This is a genomic window from Streptomyces sp. NPDC058632 (genome assembly GCF_042717095.1).
Taxonomy (GTDB): Bacteria; Actinomycetota; Actinomycetes; order Streptomycetales; family Streptomycetaceae; genus Streptomyces.
The window spans coordinates 1-1,449 of sequence record NZ_JBHXQZ010000210.1; the positions used below are offsets into that span (position 1 = coordinate 1).

General features: G+C 70.4%; 2 protein-coding genes. Both read right to left on the reverse strand.

Features of this window, described 5'->3' with window-relative positions; translation table 11 throughout:
- Positions 1–829: hypothetical protein (locus ACFWVE_RS35015; protein ID WP_384023304.1), on the reverse strand; the 829-nt coding region annotated here is incomplete at its 3' end.
- Positions 814–1,191: a hypothetical protein gene (locus tag ACFWVE_RS35020; RefSeq protein WP_384023307.1), complete on the reverse strand. Its 378-nt coding sequence runs from the start codon at positions 1,189–1,191 to the stop codon at positions 814–816. The genes ACFWVE_RS35015 and ACFWVE_RS35020, both read right to left, overlap by 16 nt.
- Positions 1,192–1,449 lie beyond the last annotated feature (258 nt).

Consider the following 1,449-nt stretch of genomic DNA (forward strand, 5'->3'; position numbering starts at 1 on the left):
CCTCGGAGCCGTGACGGGTGGCCAGCAGGTAGACCATCAGGGCGTCCAGCAGCACCTGCGGGGTCGGGGCGCCGCCCCACCCGCCACGGGCGGGCTCGTCGGACCGGTCGAAGCGGTCGTCGTAGAGCGGGAAGGCCAGCGACAGGCGCCGGCCGCCCTCGGCCTTGAGGGTCACCCAGGAGGACAGGCCCTCGCCCTTGACCTCCACCGGCGCCCCGGGCCGCGGCTGCACCCACGGGTGCGGCATCGGGCCCTGCGGGCCCTTATAGGCGACCAGGTCCGCCACGCGGTCCTCGTACGTCGGCAGGCCCAGCGCGGTCGCGGCCTCCTCGTGCACCCACAGGGTCTTCAGGCCGTGCAGCCGCATCAGCTCCGGGACCTGGTCCACGTTCTCGGGCAGCGCGGCCGGGATCGGCTCGTGGTTGGGCAGGTACACGTACCCATTGCCCAGGACACCGAAGTCCAGCGCGGTCTGGGTACGACCCTTCGCCTTCATCGCCAGCTTGAGGAACGGCACGTCCAGGCGCTCGTCCCCGCTCTGGAACATCCGGGCCGGAGCCGAGACCTGGCCCCGCTGGGCCGGCGCCTCGGTGAACCCTGGAACCTCCTCGTACGCCTGCTCCGGCGACGTCGCCGGAGCAGGCAGGGACAGGGTGGTCCCGGGGGTGGTCCCACTCTCTTCCGAGATGGTGAACAGCTCCAGGGTGGTCCCGGTGGTCCCGGTGGTCCCGCCGCAGGTCAGAGCCTCAGAATCCGGGACCACCCCGGTGGTCCCGGGGTGGTCCCGGGGGGTGGTCCCGCACGGGAACTTGGTCAATCGCCGGTGCATCCGGCGATGCTCAGGGCCTCGGTGATGAGTGCGCGCTCGTCGTCGGAGAGGGGGCGGGTGTTGTCCCACTCGTTGCGGTTGTCGTAGCCGAAGAGGGCGACGGGTCCGCGGGTCTCGGGGGCGACCTGGGCGGGGATGCCGGCGACGTGGGCCAGGACGGCCGAAGCGAAGGGGTTCGCCGGGTACTCCTCGCGCAGGAGGAGGGCGCAGTCCGAGGTGGCGATCCGCAGACGCGCGTCGTCGGTGAGGAACGCTCTGCCGATGCCGTGAGGGCCCAGGGCCTTTTCGGCTGTGGAGATCTGGTCACCCCATTCCGCACGGCCGTCGGGGTGGACCAGGACGTAGACCGGAGACGCTGGCATAGCGGGGTTCCTTCCGAGAGGCGGTACGAGCTGAGGCCATCGTGCACCCTGGGCAAGGGTGTGCGGGTGGGCTTCGCTCGAACGAGTGATGACGTCATGGACTCGTGGACTCGTGACGTCACAAGACGGAGGGCGGGCCCGCACCCCATGCTGTGAGGTACGGGCCCGCCCGGCTGTGAGGCTGTGTGGCTCACACCTTGTTTTCCCAGGTGAGAGCGCCTTCTGTGAGGTCACATGATGGACGGGATGATGTAGTCG

What these genes read in the sequence shown, in the direction of transcription:
- ACFWVE_RS35020 (WP_384023307.1), bottom strand. Translation starts at nt 1,191, where the DNA reads ATGCCAGCGTCTCCGGTCTACGTCCTGGTCCACCCCGACGGCCGTGCG.